Source organism: Cohaesibacter sp. ES.047 (assembly GCF_900215505.1).
Taxonomy (GTDB): domain Bacteria; phylum Pseudomonadota; class Alphaproteobacteria; order Rhizobiales; family Cohaesibacteraceae; genus Cohaesibacter.
The window spans coordinates 1,627,001-1,645,425 of sequence record NZ_LT907844.1; the positions used below are offsets into that span (position 1 = coordinate 1,627,001).

Genomic DNA, 18,425 nt, shown 5'->3' on the forward strand with positions numbered 1-18,425 from the left:
CAGTCGATTTTGAGTTGTTGCCGAAACCGGTTTCGTAAATCAGCTTTGACGTGGGAGGAAGACGTGAGGAAGTCATCAGAACAGGTCGGAACAAGACCGTCGAGCCGAAAATCACGCATAACCATCAAGGATGTGGCCGAGGAGTTGGGCATGTCCAAGAGCACCGTTTCGCGGGCTTTGAATGGCTATAGTGATATCGCACAAAGCACGCAGGCGCGGGTGGCGCAGGCGGCTGTGCGGATGGGCTACACGCCTTTGGCGCAGGCGCAGGCGATCCGGACCGGGCTGGTGCGCTCCATGGGGCTCGTCTTCAATGTTGGTGGCCATGGCAGCCACAGACCGTTTCTGACCAATTTCATTGACGGTATTTCCCAAAGAGCCAGTCAGGAGAATTGGACCCTGACCGTGACCACGGCGCAAAATTCGCAAGGCGTGCTTGAGACCATTGAGCGGCTGAGCAACGAGCGCAAGGTGGACGGGTTCATTCTGCCGCGCACACGGGTCAAAGATCCGCGTGTCGAATATCTCATCGAGCACGATATCCCCTTCATCATGTTCGGACGCACAGGAGACCCGACAGGGTGCGGCTGGTTCGACATCAAGGGGGAAGACGCGATGGAGCAGGCCGTCGAACGGCTTGCTGATCATGGCCATACGCGGATCGGCTTTATCAACGGGCTGGAATGCTACATGTATGCCCGGCTGCGCCTTGAAGGATTTAAGCAAGGCATGGCGCGTGTCGGGCTTCATGTTGATCCACACTATGTTCGCCGCGATGCGGTAACCGAGGCTGACGGCGAAAGAGAGGGGGAGGCTCTTCTCTCTTTGCCGAAGCCGCCGACGGCTATTGTCTGTGCCGTCGATCTGGCGGCCCTTGGTGTCTACAAGGCAGCCAAACGCCGGGGTCTTTCGATCGGGCGTGAGGTTTCCATCATTTCTTATGACGGAATTTCCGAGGGCGAGTTTGCGAATCCGCCGCTCACCAGTTTTTCCGTCGACAACAGGCAGGCGGGAGAGCGCCTCGCCGATCTCCTCATCCGCCGCATCAGGGGGGCGCAGCCCGAAACCCTGCGGCAGATGGGAGAAGCAAATCTGATTGTGCGGGCCTCCGATGGTCCGCCGGTCATCTATTCCTGAAATCCAAACATGCAATGTTGAATTGGGAGGTTTAACAATGAAGCTTTCATCCAAACTAAAACGCACAACCAGCCTGGTCATGGGTGCGTCGGTCGCTCTGGGGCTGTTCGCGGTCTCGGCGTCTGCCGATGGTATCCGCTTCTGGACGACAGAAGAACAGACACCCCGTCTCGCCAAACAGCAGGAAATGGCCGCTGCCTTCGAAAAGAAAACCGGTATTTCCGTTGAAGTTATTCCGGTGACGGAAAAAGATCTGGGCACCCGCGCCACGGCTGCTTTCGCCGCTGGCGATCTGCCTGATGTGATCTATCATCCGCTGCAGTATGCCCTGCCATGGGTTGAAGCCGGCATTCTGGATGCCGATGCTGCGACCGAAGTGATTGAAGGGTTGGGCGCTGATACCTTCGCCTCGGGTGCTCTCAACATGGCTGCGGTTGAAGATGGCTATGCTTCCGTACCCGTTGATGGCTGGACGCAGATGATTGTCTACCGCAAGGATCTGTTCGACGCCGAGGGCCTTAAAGCGCCCTCCACCTATGCCGATGCCCTTGCTGCGGTCAAAGCTCTGCACAATCCGCCAGAAATGTACGGCTTTGTTGCCGCCACCAAGGTTGATGAGAACTTCATGAGCCAGGTGCTTGAGCATGTCTTCCTTGCCAACGGTGTGTCTCCGGTCAATGCCGATGGCTTCAAGGAACTCGATGCCAAGAAAACCAAGGAAGTGCTGGAATTCTACAAGGCCATCGTGAAAGCCTCTCCTCCGGGTGAACTCTATTGGAAACAGTCCCGCGAGCTCTATTTCGCTGGCAAGGCCGCGATGATCATCTGGTCTCCGTTCATTCTTGATGAGTTGGCTGGTCTGCGCGATTCCGCTCCGCCGACCATCAATGATGATCCGACCAGCCCGGAACTGGCCTCCAAGACCGGTATCGTGACCAACTTTGCGGGCCCGTCCAATCCTGATGGGGCAGCATGGGGTGACCTGCGCTATTTCGGTATCAGCTCTGACGCCGACATCGAAGCGGCTGAGAAGTTCGTGGCCTACTCCATGAGTGACGGCTACACCAGCACCTTGGCCATTGCACCGGAAGGCAAATTCCCGGTTCGCCGCGGTGATGCGGACAATGCGACCAAATATATCGATGCATGGTCGAAATTGCCGGTCGGTGTGGATCGCAAGAAGCCTCTTGCGGAGCTGTATCCTGCCGAAATGGTCGACGAGATCGTTGCCGGTCTTGATGTGGCCCAGCGGTGGGGCGTCAAGGAAAGCCAGCTTGGCCTTGCTTCCAAGATGATCAACAGCCAGGTCTTTAACCAGGTTGTCCGCAAGTTCACCGATGATGTGATCACTGCGGATGAGGCGGTTGCCGAGCTCAACGCCGAGCTTGCCAAGATCAAGTAACCGCGACTGCGTTTATCTGAAATTTCAAACACTCAAGCCTGTATCGGGGGAATTGTCTCCCGGTACAGATCTGGAGCTTACTCTCATGTCGATGTCCGAATCTCAATCCGGATCCGGGAATGGTGGGTTTCAAACGCCTCGTTTGAAACCGCCCGGACGGGGCCCTCTGGCCAAGCGCGAGGCGCGTCTCGCTTGGGGGTTGCTCATGCCAACGCTGATCAGTGTGGCGCTGGTGATTGTGCTGCCGCTGCTGGCGATTTTCTGGATCAGTGCCAAACCGATCAATCTGGGGGACCTGCGCCCCACCACGCCTGATGTCTATGAACGTCTGAAAGGCAAGCCGAAGGCCGTCGGCGATCAGTCGCTCGTGGAATATCGGTTGAAGAATTCCTCGCAGGAAAAGCCCATTGCCAACGTGACTATGCGCGATGTCTGGCCGCAAGGTCTGACCATTTTGACGCCGGATCCGCGCTGTACGCTCAACGGTCAGGACTTCTTCTGTGATCTGGGAGACTGGGAGCCGGGCTTCCGCGAGCGTCTTCAGATTGATGTCGTGGCCGAGCAGGTCTATTTTGACAGTGGTGTCGACTTGCGCGATACCGAACCGGTGATGACCGGGGATGCGACTTCGGATCTCTTCAGCTTCAGCTTTACCTGGGACAATTTCAGAGCGGTGTTTAGTAGCTCGGAATTTCTCGACGTCCTTTGGGTGACCACCTTCTACACCATTGTCGGCACCGTCGGTGCCCTTTTGGTGGGCATGATGGCGGCGCTCATTCTCAACCACAGTTTTGCCGGGCAGGGCATCCTGCGCGGGCTGTTCCTGTTCCCCTATGTCGCGCCGGTGATTGCGGTGGCCTTCACATGGGTGACGCTGCTTGATCCCTTCTCGGGGTCCTTCAATGCGCTGCTGGTCCAGATGGGCCTGATCGACGGTCCGATCAACTTCTTTGGTGAGCGGCCTCTGGCGCTCTTCTCGGTGACGGTTTTCGAGATCTGGCGCTATTTCCCGCTGTCATTCCTGTTCATTCTGGCGCGCATGCAGTCCATCGATACGGACATGTATGAAGCCGCTGATATGGACGGGGCATCGCCGTTCCAGAAATTCTACTATCTGTCCCTGCCGCAGTTGATGGGCATCCTGTCGGTGCTGTTCCTTCTGCGCTTCATCTGGACGTTCAACAAGTTCGACGACATCTTCCTGCTCACGGGCGGGAATGCGGGGACGCGCACATTGACGGTGAGTGTCTATGAACAGGCCTTTGCCATTTCCAACATTGGGGCTGGTGCAGCGGTGGCTGTGGTGATCTTTGCCTGTCTGCTCGCCTTCTCCTTCTTCTTCTTCCGCTTCATGAGCAGGGAGGAAGGGCTATGATGAAACATGGAATGATCCTCACCCCGATCATCGGGGCTCTGTGGAGCCTGACGGTCATCGTCTGTCTGACGATCCTGATGGCCTTCTCTACCGGACTGCCGGTCCGGCCAATCTGGCTGGTTTCGATCCTTCAGGGGATTGCAATCGGCTATCTCGCGCTTTATCTGCCCAACCGCTGGGTGGGGCTTGTTGTAAGCCTCGTGCTTGTGCTCGCCATCAGTCTCACTGAGCCCTTCGGGGTTTCCCTTGGGCTGAAGCCGGTCGCGCAAGGCATCGGTGTGCTGGTTCTGGCCGCGGCGCTCTATCTTCCCTTGCGGGTGATGTTTGACAGTCTGCCCAAAGGCAAGCTCACGCGGCATCAGTTCGAAGAGGCCATCGTGCGGTTCCTGACCGGCTTTGGCTATGTCTTCTTCACCGCCATCGTCATCGTTCCCTTCTATGTGATGGTGATGACGTCCCTCAAGGGCCAGCAGGACTTGCTGCTCAATCCGCTCGACTTCTCCGTCGACTGGCAGAAGGGCTGGGGGTTGCTGCGGTCCTATCAGGAGCTGTTCACCCAGTTCAATTTCGGCTCCTACCTGATGACATCGTTGCTCGTGGCCGTGATGACGGTCTTCGTCACGCTGCTCTTCAGTGTGCCGGGAGCCTATGCGGTGGCGCGTCTGCGCTTTCAGGGACAGGCGGTCATGTCGCGATCGATCCTGCTCATCTACATGGTGCCGATGATTGTGCTGGCTTTGCCGATCTATGTGGCGTTCTCCATGTTTGGCTTGCGCAACTCCCTGTTCGGGCTGCTGCTGATCTATCCGGTGACCACCATTCCTGTGGCGCTTTACATGTTGCAGGGCTATTTCCGCGGCTTGCCGGCGGAAATAGAGGAAGCGGGCCTCATGGATGGGCTTTCACGTCTTGGCGTGATCTGGAAGATCACCCTGCCGCTATCCCTGCCAGCGCTGGCATCTGTGTCGCTCTATGTCTTCATGATCGCATGGAACGAGTTCCTGCTTGCCTTCATGCTGCTGGATGATCCCTCGAAATTCACTCTCACGCGCGGTGTGACGATGCTCAACTCCTCCGAAGTGCCCCGTCAGCATCTGATGGCTGGGGCCGTTATCGCCACGCTGCCTATCATGGCCCTGTTCCTGGGGCTCGAACGCTTTATGACAAAGGGCCTGACTGCGGGCTCTGTTAAAGGATAAGACAATGACTTTGCCTCTCAACGATCAGGCAATCGCCATTCTCAAAGGCAATGACCGCGGAAGCTACACGGTGCCGACCAAAGGGCTCTATCCCTACCAGTGGAACTGGGACAGCGCCTTTGCCGCGCTCGGATTTGCCGAGATCGATCTCAATCGTGCCTGGGTCGAACTCGAGACCCTGTTCTCCGGCCAATGGGCCAATGGCATGGTGCCGCACATCATTTTCCACGAGGTGGATGATGGCTATTTCCCCGGCCCCGGTGTCTGGGGAACGGAGGGCGTCTCGGGCAATGATCTGCCCTCTTCGGGGATCAGTCAGCCGCCGTTGGTCGCGACCTTTGCGCGCAAGATCTTCGAGAAAGATCCTGCAGAAGGCATCAAGCGCGTCGGCCCCCTCTATGACAAGATTGTCGCCTGGCACAAGTGGTTCATGGAGTGTCGCGGAGAAAGCGGTGCGATTTGCGTCACACATCCTTGGGAATCCGGCCGCGACAATGCCGCCGACTGGGACGAGGCGATGGCCAATGTGGATGTCTCCGGTGTCGGTGAGTATCAACGACGCGACACCTCGCACGTCAATCCAGAGATGCGTCCCACCAAGCGCGACTATGATGTCTATCTCGCGATCCTCTATTACGCGCGGGCGCACAAGTGGGACGAGAAAGCCATACTCGAAGGCGGGCCTTTCCGGGTGGCTGATCCGACCCTGTCGTTCATCCTGTTGCGGGCCCATCGGGATCTGGTCTGGCTGGGTGACCAGCTGGGCAAGGATACCAGTGTTATCAAGGGCTGGATTGCGTCGCTGGAGAGGGGCATCGAAACCCTGTGGAACCCGGCGATTGAAAGCTATGATGCCAAGGATCTGAATACCGGGAAATTTTCGGGCAATGTAACCTCGGCAGCTTTCCTGTGCTGGTATGCGGGTCTTACGGATGATCGTGTTCTGTCACATCTGAAACGCCTTCTTGATGCCGCACCGCATGGGGTCACCAGTCTTGATCCGGAAAACCCGGATTACAATCCCAAGCGCTATTGGCGCGGGCCTGTCTGGGTGGTGGTCAACACACTGATCGGAATGGGGCTTGACGAAGCCGGACACAAGGCATTTGCCGAGCGCTTGCACAGTGACAGCGCGCGCCTGATCGAGCAGGGCGGGTTTGCCGAGTATTTCAATCCCGAGGACGGAACGCCAGCCGGTGGTGGCACTTTCACCTGGACTGCTGCCTGCTGGCTTGCGTGGGTTTCAAAAGAATTGGGGGAGGGCTGATCATGTCATCCATTGAGCTAAAGGGTGTCGAGAAATGGTTCGGAGATGTTCAAGTCATCAAGGGCGTTGATCTCAGTATCGATGAAGGCGAATTCATCATCTTTGTCGGCCCGTCCGGCTGTGGCAAGTCAACCCTGTTGCGGACGATTGCCGGGCTTGAAGAATGCTCGCGCGGCGAAATTCTCGTCGGTGGGCGGGCCGTGACAGCCGAGCCTCCGGCTCAGCGCGGTCTTGCCATGGTGTTCCAATCCTACGCGCTCTATCCGCATATGAATGTGCGGGACAATATGGGCTTCGGGCTGAAAACCGCAGGAAAGCCAAAGGCGGAAATCGAGCAGAAGGTGAATGAGGCCGCTGCGGCCCTCAAGCTGGAAAGCTATCTCGACCGGCGGCCAAAAGAGCTGTCGGGTGGTCAGCGCCAGAGGGTGGCCATTGGGCGGTCCATCGTGCGTAATCCCACCGCGTTTCTGTTTGACGAGCCTTTGTCCAACCTTGATGCGGCCTTGCGTGTCGAGATGCGTTACGAGATTGCCAAGCTGCATCGCGAACTTGCTACCACCATGATTTATGTGACCCATGATCAGGTGGAGGCCATGACGCTTGCGGACCGGATTGTGGTGCTGCGTGATGGCATCATCGAGCAGATCGGCTCACCGCGCCAGCTGTATGAGCGGCCAGACAATCTGTTTGTTGCGCAGTTTATCGGGTCGCCGAAGATGAACATCGTGCCCTGCCGGACCGAGGGGGAAAGTTATGTGCTCGAAGGTGGCCGGGGTGGAGCGTTGACCCAGAAGGGCGAGGCGGCCCATGTCGGGGTTCGGCCTGAGAATATCGAGATTGGCGCTGAAGGCGAGGGGCAGTGCGACGGGCTTGTCGATATTGTCGAGTATCTGGGGGCCGATACGCATCTGCTTGTCGATTGTGCAGGCCTTGGCCAGATCGGTGTGCGCCTTGGTGGCGATGTCGAGATCAAGCCAGGTGACCGGGTTGGTCTGATCTTTGATGGCTCGCGCCTGCATTTCTTTGACAAGGATGGGCAAGCGCTGCCACGGGATTAACGCTTCGAGGGTGTGCCCTTGAATGCGCCCGGGCAGTCGGGTGATATCTTGTCAAATGAAGAAGGGGAGCGGCAATGCCGCTCCCCTGTTTTTGTTCAAAGACCTTAGGGGTCTGATCAAACGAAACGGTTGATCCAGTTTTCCAGTTTTTCCTGCTGGCCAGAGCGTGGCTCTGGATTGATGTTGTCCTTGAGGACGCGCTCGGAGATGCTTTCAAGGGTGCCTTTTGCGAGCATGTCCTTGTTGACGTCATTGTTCCAGTCGCCGTAGCGGTTTTTGAGGAAGTCTTCGAGGCCACCATCTTCAAGCATCGCTGCTGCTGCCTTGAAGCCGCGCGCACAGACGTCCATGCCGCCAATGTGACCAGCAACCAGATCGTCCGCGTCGATGGACTGACGGCGCAGTTTGGAATCGAAGTTGGTTCCGCCGGTTTTAAAGCCGCCGTCTTTGAGGATGTGGTAGTAGGCAAGTGCCACTTCCGGGGTGTTGTTCGGGAACTGGTCGGTATCCCAGCCGGACTGATAGTCGTTGCGGTTCATGTCGATGGAGCCGAGCATGCCGTCTGCGATTGCAACAGCGATTTCGTGCTCGAAGCTGTGACCGGCAAGGATCGCGTGACCCTGTTCAAGGTTCAGCTTGACTTCGTTTTCGAGGCCATATTTGCGCAGGAACCCAATGCAGGTTGCCGCATCATAATCATACTGATGCTTGCTTGGTTCCTGAGGTTTTGGCTCGACAAGAATGGTGCCTTTGAAGCCGATCTTGTGTTTGTAATCGACAACCATCGACAGGAAGCGGCCCATGTGATCGAGCTCGGTGCCGACCTCGGTGTTCAGCAGGGTTTCGTAACCTTCGCGACCACCCCAGAGCACATAGTTTTCACCGCCCAGACGATGGGTGGCATCCATGCAGCTTTTCACGGTTGCTGCGCTGTAGGCGAATACATCGGGATCCGGGTTGGTCGATGCGCCGGACATGAAGCGGCGATGGGTGAACATGTTTGCCGTACCCCAAAGCAGCTTGGTGCTGGAGGTGGCCATTTTTTCTTCGAAATAGTCAACGATGGCGTTGAGGTTCGAGAGGTTCTCGGCGAAGTCTTTGCCTTCCGGGCGAACGTCAACATCGTGGAAGCAGAAGAAGGGCGCGTCGAGCAGATCGAACAACTCAAAAGCAACGTCCGCTTTCAGCTTGGCATGATCGAGAGTGTCACCATACCAGGGGCGATCGAAAGTGCGGCCGCCGAACGGGTCGCCGCCTTCCCATGCGAAGCTGTGCCAGTAGGCGACAGCAAAGCGCAGATGCTCCTTGAGGGTTTTGCCCATGACGACTTCGTCAGGGTTGTAGTGATGGAAGGCAAGCGGATTGTCGCTGTCGGGGCCTTCATATTTGATTTTGGAGAGGGAACCGAAGAAGTCAGTCATAGTCAAAGATCCTTCAAAGGTGAATAGGCTGCTACATAGCGTTCATAGGACGCTTCAAATGCAGGTTGCAGTTCGGTGTTGGGATAGAAACTTTTTTCGATGGCGGGCATGGTGCAGACCTCTGCCGGATCGCAATTGCGCTCTGCTACGAGACCCATGCGGGCAGCCCCGAAGGCTCCGCCGAAGTCGCCCGCAGCGGGGAGGTCAATCTGTTTGCCCAGAATGGTTGCGAGCAGTTCTAGCCAATAGTCTGACGACGAACCACCACCAACCGCGATCAGGCGATCAAGATGTGTTCCTGCGGCTTCAAGCGCCCGGATGCCATCCTTGAAGGCGTATGAGACGCCCTCGATCACGGTCCGGGTGAGGCTTTCGCGGTCGTCCTCATGAGCAAGGCCAAGGAAGCCGCCGCGGATGGCTGCATCATTGTGCGGAGTCCGCTCACCGCCGAGATAGGGCAGGAACAGGGTCGAGCCCGGTCCTTTCAGCTCAGTACCAAGGGCCTTGGTCAGTTCGGCGGGTTTAGAGCCAACTAGCTTCGCATACCAGTTGAGGGCATCGGTGGCCGCAAGAATAACTGCCATATGGCACCAATGGTTGGCCGTGGAATGGCAGAAGGTGTGAACCGCGCTTTGTGGCAAGGGTCGGTAGCTGTTGATGGCAGCGTAGATAACGCCACTTGTGCCTAGCGAGATGAAAGCATCGCCTTCGCCCACAATGCCTGTCGCGATGGCCGAGGCTGCGTTGTCGCCTGCGCCACCTGCCACAATCACATCGGGAGAGAAGCCCCAACGATCGGCAAGAGCCTGCCGGATGGTGCCGGTGCTGTCGGTGCTTTCTGCCAGTTCGGGCATGTGCGACAGGTCAAGACCGGTTGCGCTCAGAAGGGTCGAAGACCATTCGCGCTTGCCGACATCAAGCCAGGCCGTGCCGGCGGAATCGGAATAGTCGGAGACATAGTTGCCGGTCAGCCAGAGGCGCAGATAATCCTTGGGCAGGAGCACCTTCTTGATCTTTTCGAACATGGCCGGATCGTTTTTCTTTACCCACGCAAGTTTGGGGGCCGTGAAGCCGGGAAAGACGATATTGCCGGTCAGCTCGCGAAAGGCGGGCATGGCATCAAGGGTGGCTGCCTCGACATGGCTGCGGGTGTCGTTCCACAGGATGCAAGGGGCAACCGGCTTGTCCTCGTGGTCAAGCATCGTGGCGCCGTGCATATGGCCGGACAGCCCGATGGCCTTGACCTCTCTGAGTTCTTTGGGGTAGCGCGCTGCCAGATCATCAAACGCATTGGCGGTTGCCGTAATCCAACTCGCCGGGTCCTGTTCACTCCAGCCTGTGTGGGGACGCTCAACAGTCAAAGGCTGATGCGCGGTGGCCACAATCTGCTGGTCTTCGGACATGACCAGCACCTTGATCCCGGATGTTCCCAGGTCAATTCCTAGATACATTATTTCCTCCTCACCGGACTGCTCTGTTGCCGTCTTGGTGGTTAGCGTTGCGTGCAACGAGCTTAAAAAGGGTTCTCCCCCCGGATGAGAGATATATTATTTTACGATCTAAATTAAATCAAGAGGCGACGGTAACTCTTCCACTGATCTGCTCCCTTTTTGACCGGTATACGCTGAAAAAGTGGTCAAACTGCACAAATGGTCCCGTCTGGTATGGAAAAGATCGGGTGCAGAAATCAGGCACTCTGGTCGTTCGAGCCGAGTTTATCGATCGAAAGACGAACTGATTCCTCAAGGGCGTGGGCAGCAGCGCCCTTGGCCCACATCAGGTCACCCCATTTGTGAATGCGCATGACAGGGGCGTGGTGACCGCGCTGGATGGTGGAGGCTCGCACGGCGTCGAAGACGGATTGTGCATAAAGATAGTCGAAGCGCATTTGTTCGCCGGAAAGAATGATCAGGGACGGGTCGAACAGGTTGACGAGATTGGCCAGCCCCATGGCGAACATGCGGCTGGCACGATCAAAGATCGAGCGGGCTGTCTGGTCGCCGGACTTGGCGCGATTGAACAGATCGATCAGTCGCTTTTCATCATCGGCATTGGTGGTCCAGTTGGAGAAGAGTTCAGCCTCGCGCAACAGGGCATAGTCGGAGATGTAGGCTTCGAGGCAGCCTCGCTGCCCGCACCGACACAGTGCCCCTTCGAGCTGCACTTTGGTGTGGCCAAATTCCGCGCCCGAGCCTTGTGTGCCGCGGTAGAGTTTGCCGTCGATGACGATGCCAAGGCCGACGCCCTGCTCGATGGTCACAACGAGAAAATCCGGTGCATCGCGGCCATAGCCGAACCAGAGCTCGGCGATGGCGACGGCGTTGGCGTCGTTCTCGACAAAGGTCGGCACAGGCAAAGTGTCCTTGAGGATTTCGGGAAGGTTAAACTCCGTTTCCTCAAACAGCGGGCACCAGTCGATATAACCGCTTTCTGCATAAACCGTACCGGGGATGCCGATGCCGACAGATGAAAGATCCTCGATTTTCATGCCCGCCGACTGGGCAACCTCTTCGACGGTCTTAAGGATCAGGTCTTGCGCTTCGGTTCTGGTGAGGCGGGGTTTGGGCATCGGCAATTGGGCTTTGCCCAGTTGATTGCCTTCAAGGTCAAGAATGACCGCTGTGACATAGCGGTTGGTGATCTTCATCCCGACCACTCGATGCGAATCGCCGCGCAGTTTCAGATCCACCCGGGGACGTCCCCGGCGGCTCTGGCCAGGCTCTACCACCCGATCCACTTCCTCGATAAGGCCAGCTGCGATCAGCTCGGCGGTGATCGTGGTGATGGTGGCGGGGCTCATGCCTGTTTCGTTGGCAATGTCGATGCGCGCCGATTGATGATTGTTGCGAATGTGGGCGAAGACCAGATGCCGCCCCTGATTCCTCTGTTCTGGGATTTGTGGCGTTTTCTTTGTCTGGGTGCGCATCTTCTTGGTCATGGAGTCGGGACTTCTTTTTTGGTCTTTGTTGCTATCTGTCGAGCATTTGCCTGAACGCTGGTTGGACTCAGGATAGCGCCGCAAGCGCCAAAATGCTTGTAAATTTTTAGGGGTCGACGAAAGGCTGATAATCTAAATTCGACGAATAAATTAAATAGTGTTATGGGTAGTACGTAGGTAGCCGGTTTTCTCGCTTGGCGGGCTGCCATATTCTTGGGAGGAATAGAAATGAAAAAGTCAATTCTTGCGGCGGTGCTATTGAGCGCGTCGATGCTGACCCCTGCCTTGGCCGCGGATCTCGTGGTCGGAGTGAGTTGGTCGAATTTTCAGGAAGAACGTTGGAAAACGGACGAGGCGGCCATTGTTAAGGCTCTGGAAGCTGCTGGCGCGGAATATGTTTCTGCCGACGCCCAGTCTTCTTCTTCAAAACAGTTGAGTGACATCGAAGCCTTGATGGCTCAGGGTGTGAATGCGCTGATCGTGCTTGCTCAGGATACCGAAGCCATCATTCCCGCCGTCCAAAACGCTGCAGACGAGGGGATCCCCGTTATTGCCTATGACCGTCTTATTGAAGACGATCGCGCCTTCTATCTCACGTTCGACAACGTCGAAGTGGGCCGGATGCAGGCTCGTGCGGTCTATGCGGAACAGCCAAAGGGCAACTATGTCATGATCAAGGGCTCTCCGACTGACCCGAACGCAGACTTCTTGCGTGGCGGTCAGCAGGAAATCCTGCAGGAAGCAATTGACAAGGGTGACATCAAGATTGTTGGTGAAGCCTATACGGATGGCTGGCTGCCTGCCAATGCTCAGCGCAACATGGAACAGATCCTGACGGCCAACGACAACAAGGTTGATGCTGTTGTCGCATCCAACGACGGCACCGCTGGTGGTGCTGTTGCAGCGCTGACGGCTCAGGGCATGGAAGGCATTCCGGTATCTGGTCAGGATGGTGACCATGCGGCTCTCAACCGTGTCGCCAAGGGCACCCAGACTGTATCGGTCTGGAAAGATGCCCGTGATCTTGGCAAGGCTGCTGCGGAAATCGCAGTTGCGCTGGCTGGTGGTACAGAAATGGCCGACATTGAAGGGGCTGAATCCTGGACCTCTCCGTCTGGTACGACCATGACCGCCAAGTTCCTTGAGCCGATCCCGGTGACCAAAGACAATCTGACTGCGGTTACGGATGCTGGCTGGATTTCGGTTGAGAAATTGTGTCAGGGCGTGAGCAACGGCCCGGCTCCTTGCAATTGATTCCAGCATGATTTGACGCACGCACGGGGTGTCATCCTCGTGCGTGCGTAATCTTTCCTATCAAAATGAGAATCAACTCCTGCCGCGCATGTGACGGGAGTCATGATAAACTGCATGCTGGAGAGCATCACATGGCTGATAGCGTGGACGCCCGCGACCTGCCGCCAAAAGCTCGACGGACACTGATCGATACAATGGAAATTGATACCCGACTGCTTGGCATGATCGGGGCTTTCGTTGTTATCTGTGTGGTCTTCGATGTCTGGACTGGCGGTCGCTTCCTCACTCCCCGTAACCTTTTCAACCTGACCATTCAAACTGTGTCTGTTGCCATCATGGCAACGGGAATGGTCTTCGTCATTGTCACCCGGCACATCGATCTGTCCGTCGGTGCCTTGCTTGCTACCTGTTCGGCGATCATGGCGATGGTGCAGACCCATGTCTTACCCAACTGGTTCGGGTTCGAGCTGGGCAGTGCGATGATTGCGCCGGTGGCCATCCTCGTCGGTCTGTTCTTCGGAGCGGTCATCGGTGCGTTCCATGGCTGGCTGATCGGCTATCTGACGATTCCCGCCTTCATCGTGACGCTCGGTGGACTGTTTGTCTGGCGCAACGTTGCCTGGCATTTGACCGACGGCCAGACGATCGGTCCGCTTGATAGCAACTATGTCATGCTCGGTGGCATCGATGGCACGCTTGGCGAAACGGGCAGCTGGATTCTTGCTGCTTTGGCGATTGCCCTCACGCTTTATCTGCTCATCGGCGCGCGGCAAAACAAGATAGCGCACAAATTTCCGGTCAAGCCGGTGTGGGCCGAGTTTGTGATCGGCGCAATTCTCGTTGCGGCAATTGCGGGCTTTGTCTGGATGCTCAATGCCTATGACGTGCCGATCGGTCGCCTCAAACGCCTGTTCAAGGAAGCCGGCGAGGTTATGCCGAAAGGCTATTCTGAAGGTTATGGTGTGCCTTATTCGGTTCTTATCCTGATTGCCGTGGCAACTGTCATGACGGTGGTTGCCCAGCGCACGCGCCTTGGTCGCTATATCTTTGCCACGGGTGGTAATCCGGAAGCCGCCGAGCTTTCGGGTATCAACACGCGGCTTCTGACCGTGAAGATCTTCGCCATCGTCGGGGTGCTGTGTGCTCTTTCGGCCGTGGTTGCGTCAGCGCGTCTCAATTTCCACTCCAATGACATCGGAACGCTTGACGAATTGCGCGTCATTGCAGCCGCTGTCATCGGCGGGACGGCTCTTTCTGGCGGGATCGGCACGATCTATGGGGCGATCCTTGGTGCGCTCATCATGCAGTCGCTTCAGTCGGGCATGGCGATGGTCGGTGTCGAAGCGCCGTATCAGAATATCGTCGTCGGTATCGTGTTGGTGTTCGCAGTCTATGTTGACATCGTTTATCGCAAGAGGACGGGGGACTGAGATATGACTGTTTCTGAAAATGCGTCTCGCGGCACTCCGCTCGTTGAAATGCGCAACATGCGACTGTCGTTTGGCGGCATCCATGCGGTCGAAGATGTTACGGTCGATCTCTATCCCGGCGAAGTTGTCGGGGTGCTCGGCCATAACGGCGCGGGCAAATCCTGTCTCATGAAGATGTTGTCCGGTGCCTACAAGCGCAACGCCGGCGAAATCTATGTGAACGGCGAGCTTGCCGATATCAACAATCCTCGGGACGCGCGCGACTATAATATCGAGACGATCTATCAGACACTTGCTCTGGCGGACAATCTCGATGCCGCCTCGAACCTGTTTCTGGGGCGTGAGCTGGTCAATGGCGTCGGGCTCGTTGATGATGCCCAGATGGAGGCGGAAACGCGCAAGATTTTGGGGCGTCTCAACCCCAATTTCCAGCGGTTCTCGTCACCCGTTGCGGCGCTGTCCGGTGGTCAACGTCAGTCGGTGGCCATCAGTCGCGCGGTCTATTTCAACGCCAAGATCCTGATCATGGATGAGCCGACTGCGGCGCTTGGGGTGGAAGAGACCAAGATGGTGGCCGATCTCATCGACGAGCTGAAAGCGCAAGGCTTGGGGATTTTCCTCATCGACCATGATATCCATCAGGTCAAGGCTCTCTGTGATCGGGCGTCGGTGATGAAAAACGGCAAGCTCGTTGGCACCGTCAAGGTGGATGAAGTGACCGAGGATGACATTCTGGGAATGATCATTCTTGGCAAGAACCCGCTGACCGGTGAGACGGTCTGAGGATGCACACTCAAGAAGGCCCGACCCGTTGGTCGGGCTTTCCTCTCTTTTTCAAGGCGATAACATGAAGCCGGACCGCTGATAGAAAACCGGCGTCCTCGCTTCGGGAGGAATGTTATGGAAGCCCGAGTTTTCGGCGCTCTTGTGGGCGCTGCTGTCATGCTGTTGCCCGCTCGGCCGATGGCGGCTGAGCCGGTGGTCGGTGATGAACGAGCCGTGCCGCAACACCTCGATCTGGAGGCTCTTGCCGCGCTTGAGCGCGAGGAGATCCTTCGGCACGGGCGGTTACTGTTCGATGCCAAATTCACATCGCTTGAAGGGGCCGGACGGCCAGCAGCGACGCAGGCCGAAGTGCCGGTCAAGCGGCGCCCGGGCCGGGTGCCGTCGATGATCCGCACCTCGGGGCCGGAGTCCAACGCTTGCAACGGTTGTCATAATCAGCCCAACTCCGGCGGATCGGGCGAGTTTGTTGTCAATGCTTTCACCTCCGAGGGCGTTTCTGACTTTGAATTCGACACCCTTGAAGCGCAATTCTCCAACGAGCGCGGCACGCCGCACCTGCATGGCTCGGGGCTCGTTGAGCTCATCGCGCGGGAGATGAGCGACGATTTGCATGCGCTGCGGCGCAAGGCTGTCGACGAGGCGCGGGCAAAGGGCGAGGCGATCACGGTCCAGCTCATCACCAAGGGCGTTGATTTCGGGGCCCTGACGGTGGAACCGGACGGGTTTGTCAACATTGAAGAGATCGACGGGATTGATCATGATCTCATTGTCCGTCCCTTCAGCCAGAAGGGGGTCTTCACCTCTTTGCGGCAGTTTTCAATCAATGCGATGAACACCCATCACGGCATGCAGAGCAATGAGCGCTTCGGCATGCAGTGGACCGGGACGGATGATTTTGATGAAGACGGACATGCGGGAGAAATTACCTCTGCAGACCTTTCCGCTCTGGTGCTGTTTCAGGCCACATTGCCGACACCGGGTCAGACCATGCCTCAAGCCCCTGTGCTTCAAGAGGCCGCAAAGGACGGGGAAGGATTGTTCGATCAGGTCGCCTGCTCCCAATGTCACGTCAAAGCCCTGCCTCTCACGTCGCTCAGCTTCACCGAACCGGGGCCCTACAATCGGGCGGGCAATCTCCGTGTCTCTGACCAGATGGGTAAGGCTTTCTCCTTTGAGCTTTCGTCCAAGGGCCTCGAAAAGAACGAAGATGGTGACTGGATGGTGCCGGTCTTTACCGACTTCAAACGCCATGTCATTGCCGATGCGGAAAAGCCCCATTTTGGCAACGAGCGGCTGTCGCAGCGCTTCATCGCCAATGACCAGTTTCTGACGGCGCGCCTTTGGGGTGTCGGGAGCACCGCGCCTTATGGGCATCGCGGGGACGTGACCACTTTGCGCGAGGCCATCCTGCATCATGGTGGCGACGCCAGAGACTCTCGCCTCGCCTATGAAGCCCTCAGCGATCTCGACCAGCGCAAGATTGTCGAGTTCCTGAAATCGCTCACCTTGAGCAAGGAGATGCAGCCATGAAATCCTTTTTGAGCCGGATGATGGCACCTCTCATGCTTGTTGGTGCGGTGCCCGCCTTGGCGATGGAGCCGCCGCATATGGTCGAGGTGACGGATACAAGCGGCATTGATCATCGCTACACGGGCGGATGGGAGTTTTTTGTTGGTGGCGGCGTTGCGGTTTTCGATTGCAATGGCGATCATTATCCCGAGCTTTTTCTTGCCGGGGGGGCTGATCCGGCCACGCTTTATCTCAATCGCAGCAGCATGGGCGGGGCGATCCACTTTGAAAAACAGGCCGTGGGTCCGTTGTCGCTCAAATCGGTGAGTGGGGCCTATCCGCTGGATATTGATGGCGACGGGATTCTTGATCTTGCTGTCTTGCGGGTCGGAGAGAACAAGCTCTTTCGCGGCAAGGGTGGATGCACCTTTGAAGAAGCAAATGAGGCATGGCGTTTTGATGGCGGCAAGGCATGGTCGACCGCCTTTGCGGCCATGTGGGAGGAGGGCAACAGCCTGCCGACCCTTGCGATTGGCAATTATGTGGATCGGGATCAGCCCGGCTCGCCGTTCGGGACATGTCATAAGACCGACTTCTATCGGCCCACCAAGGATGGTGGCTATCGCCATGAAATCCTAGAGCCGGGCTATTGTGCCTTGTCTGTGATGTTCACCGATTGGGACCGGTCTGGAAAGCCTGATCTGAGGATCGCCAATGACCGGCAGTATTATCGCGGCGGGCATGAACAGCTTTGGAAGATACGCCAAGGAGACGCGCCATCGGAGTATCGCTCAGGGGATGGCTGGCGGCGTCTGCGTATCTGGGGCATGGGGATTGCCGCAACGGACCTCACCGGCGACGGAAGGCCGGATTATTATGTCACCTCGATGGCAGACAACAAGCTGCAGGTGCTTGCTTCCAGAGACGGAGCGCCCGATTTTGATGATCTGGCGTTTGATCGCGGCATCACCGCCCACCGGCCTTTCGTGGGGGACAATGTGAATCCCTCCACCTCATGGCATGCGCAGTTTGATGACATCAACAATGACAGCTTTGTCGATCTGTTTGTGACCAAGGGCAATGTCGAAGCGATGACCGATTTTGCCATGAAAGACCCCAACAGTCTGTTCTTGGGCGCTCCGGACGGCAGTTTTGCAGAAGCTGCCGACAAGGCTGGCATGCTCAGTTTTGATCGGGGGCGGGGCGGCTCGCTCGTTGATCTCAATATGGATGGATTGCTCGATGCGGTCGTGGTGAACCGGGAGAAGCCGGCTCAAATCTGGCTCAATCAGGGACAGCATGAGACGGGCGACGAGACATCAGCCCCGATGGGCAACTGGGTCGAATTGCAGATCCGGCAGGATGGCCCAAACCGCAATGCGGTTGGGGCTTTTGTTGAGGTGCGCATTGCGGACCGAACGCAGAGCCGCGAGATCACCGTCGGTGGCGGCCATGCGGGCGGCAAGGCTGGCTGGCATCATTTCGGTATTGGCGTTGCCGAACGGGCGGTGGTGCGGGTGCAATGGCCGGATGGGGAATGGGGGCCATGGATCCGCCTGTTTGCCAACCAGCATGCCCGGATCACGCGGGGGCAGTCGACCGCTGATGTCTGGCTGCCCGCGGAGCGCGCCAAGGCCGACTGATTGACC

Annotated in this window: 14 protein-coding genes; 11 read left to right on the plus strand and 3 right to left on the minus strand. The window is 57.2% G+C overall.

Going from position 1 to position 18,425, the window contains the following annotated elements:
• Positions 1–63 precede the first annotated feature (63 nt).
• The 6 genes from CPH65_RS07275 to CPH65_RS07300 all read left to right on the plus strand — a co-directional run bounded on the left by CPH65_RS07275 (position 64) and on the right by CPH65_RS07300 (position 7,438).
• A complete protein-coding gene (locus tag CPH65_RS07275) occupies positions 64–1,137 on the plus strand; it encodes a LacI family DNA-binding transcriptional regulator (RefSeq protein WP_197703977.1) in 1,074 nt (357 codons plus the stop codon).
• Between the two features lie 37 nt (positions 1,138–1,174).
• Positions 1,175–2,539 carry an ABC transporter substrate-binding protein gene (locus CPH65_RS07280; RefSeq protein ID WP_096172878.1) on the plus strand — a complete coding sequence of 455 codons (1,365 nt, stop codon included), beginning with the start codon at positions 1,175–1,177 and terminating at the stop codon, positions 2,537–2,539.
• A gap of 205 nt (positions 2,540–2,744) precedes the next feature.
• The gene (locus CPH65_RS07285; RefSeq protein ID WP_244574563.1) at positions 2,745–3,914 is read left to right on the plus strand and encodes a carbohydrate ABC transporter permease; all 1,170 of its coding nucleotides are present in this window, start codon (positions 2,745–2,747) and stop codon (positions 3,912–3,914) included.
• Positions 3,911–5,113, plus strand: a complete 1,203-nt coding sequence (locus CPH65_RS07290; RefSeq protein ID WP_197703978.1) for a carbohydrate ABC transporter permease — start codon at positions 3,911–3,913, stop codon at positions 5,111–5,113. The genes CPH65_RS07285 and CPH65_RS07290 overlap by 4 nt, the downstream gene beginning before the upstream one ends.
• Before the next feature lie 4 nt (positions 5,114–5,117).
• Positions 5,118–6,380 (plus strand): hypothetical protein, encoded by a 1,263-nt coding sequence (locus CPH65_RS07295; protein WP_096172880.1) that lies wholly within the window; start codon positions 5,118–5,120, stop codon positions 6,378–6,380.
• Between the two features lie 2 nt (positions 6,381–6,382).
• Positions 6,383–7,438 (plus strand): ABC transporter ATP-binding protein, encoded by a 1,056-nt coding sequence (locus tag CPH65_RS07300; protein WP_096172881.1) that lies wholly within the window; start codon positions 6,383–6,385, stop codon positions 7,436–7,438.
• A 116-nt stretch (positions 7,439–7,554) separates the two neighbouring features.
• Here CPH65_RS07300 and xylA read toward each other — a convergent pair whose 3' ends face one another.
• From xylA to CPH65_RS07315, 3 genes are all read right to left on the minus strand, one after another.
• Positions 7,555–8,859: a xylose isomerase gene (gene xylA / locus CPH65_RS07305; RefSeq protein WP_096172882.1), complete on the minus strand. Its 1,305-nt coding sequence runs from the start codon at positions 8,857–8,859 to the stop codon at positions 7,555–7,557.
• Between the two features lie 2 nt (positions 8,860–8,861).
• Positions 8,862–10,310 (minus strand): xylulokinase, encoded by a 1,449-nt coding sequence (gene xylB, locus CPH65_RS07310; RefSeq protein ID WP_096172883.1) that lies wholly within the window; start codon positions 10,308–10,310, stop codon positions 8,862–8,864.
• A 236-nt stretch (positions 10,311–10,546) separates the two neighbouring features.
• Positions 10,547–11,797, minus strand: coding sequence for an ROK family transcriptional regulator (locus CPH65_RS07315; protein WP_096172884.1), 1,251 nt, complete (start codon positions 11,795–11,797; stop codon positions 10,547–10,549).
• Positions 11,798–12,025: 228 nt separating this feature from the next.
• On the opposite strand from CPH65_RS07315, the gene xylF reads away from it, so the two are divergent.
• From xylF to CPH65_RS07340, 5 genes are all read left to right on the plus strand, one after another.
• The gene (gene xylF / locus CPH65_RS07320; RefSeq protein ID WP_096172885.1) at positions 12,026–13,051 is read left to right on the plus strand and encodes a D-xylose ABC transporter substrate-binding protein; all 1,026 of its coding nucleotides are present in this window, start codon (positions 12,026–12,028) and stop codon (positions 13,049–13,051) included.
• A gap of 131 nt (positions 13,052–13,182) precedes the next feature.
• Positions 13,183–14,481: a sugar ABC transporter permease gene (locus CPH65_RS07325; protein WP_096172886.1), complete on the plus strand. Its 1,299-nt coding sequence runs from the start codon at positions 13,183–13,185 to the stop codon at positions 14,479–14,481.
• Positions 14,482–14,484: 3 nt separating this feature from the next.
• Positions 14,485–15,264 carry an ATP-binding cassette domain-containing protein gene (locus CPH65_RS07330; protein ID WP_096172887.1) on the plus strand — a complete coding sequence of 260 codons (780 nt, stop codon included), beginning with the start codon at positions 14,485–14,487 and terminating at the stop codon, positions 15,262–15,264.
• Positions 15,265–15,381: 117 nt separating this feature from the next.
• Positions 15,382–16,797 carry a di-heme oxidoredictase family protein gene (locus CPH65_RS07335; RefSeq protein ID WP_096172888.1) on the plus strand — a complete coding sequence of 472 codons (1,416 nt, stop codon included), beginning with the start codon at positions 15,382–15,384 and terminating at the stop codon, positions 16,795–16,797.
• A complete protein-coding gene (locus CPH65_RS07340) occupies positions 16,794–18,419 on the plus strand; it encodes a CRTAC1 family protein (RefSeq protein WP_096172889.1) in 1,626 nt (541 codons plus the stop codon). The genes CPH65_RS07335 and CPH65_RS07340 overlap by 4 nt, the downstream gene beginning before the upstream one ends.
• Positions 18,420–18,425: the final 6 nt, after the last annotated feature.

Excerpts from the sequence above, each read along its gene's own strand:
- CPH65_RS07280 (WP_096172878.1), top strand. The coding sequence starts at position 1,175 with ATGAAGCTTTCATCCAAACTAAAACGCACAACCAGCCTGGTCATGGGT.
- CPH65_RS07285 (WP_244574563.1), top strand. The coding sequence starts at position 2,745 with ATGCCAACGCTGATCAGTGTGGCGCTGGTGATTGTGCTGCCGCTGCTG.
- CPH65_RS07290 (WP_197703978.1), top strand. The coding sequence starts at position 3,911 with ATGATGAAACATGGAATGATCCTCACCCCGATCATCGGGGCTCTGTGG.
- CPH65_RS07295 (WP_096172880.1), top strand. The coding sequence starts at position 5,118 with ATGACTTTGCCTCTCAACGATCAGGCAATCGCCATTCTCAAAGGCAAT.
- CPH65_RS07300 (WP_096172881.1), top strand. The coding sequence starts at position 6,383 with ATGTCATCCATTGAGCTAAAGGGTGTCGAGAAATGGTTCGGAGATGTT.
- xylA (WP_096172882.1), bottom strand. The coding sequence starts at position 8,859 with ATGACTGACTTCTTCGGTTCCCTCTCCAAAATCAAATATGAAGGCCCC.
- xylB (WP_096172883.1), bottom strand. The coding sequence starts at position 10,310 with ATGTATCTAGGAATTGACCTGGGAACATCCGGGATCAAGGTGCTGGTC.
- CPH65_RS07315 (WP_096172884.1), bottom strand. The coding sequence starts at position 11,797 with ATGACCAAGAAGATGCGCACCCAGACAAAGAAAACGCCACAAATCCCA.
- xylF (WP_096172885.1), top strand. The coding sequence starts at position 12,026 with ATGAAAAAGTCAATTCTTGCGGCGGTGCTATTGAGCGCGTCGATGCTG.
- CPH65_RS07325 (WP_096172886.1), top strand. The coding sequence starts at position 13,183 with ATGGCTGATAGCGTGGACGCCCGCGACCTGCCGCCAAAAGCTCGACGG.
- CPH65_RS07330 (WP_096172887.1), top strand. The coding sequence starts at position 14,485 with ATGACTGTTTCTGAAAATGCGTCTCGCGGCACTCCGCTCGTTGAAATG.
- CPH65_RS07335 (WP_096172888.1), top strand. The coding sequence starts at position 15,382 with ATGGAAGCCCGAGTTTTCGGCGCTCTTGTGGGCGCTGCTGTCATGCTG.
- CPH65_RS07340 (WP_096172889.1), top strand. The coding sequence starts at position 16,794 with ATGAAATCCTTTTTGAGCCGGATGATGGCACCTCTCATGCTTGTTGGT.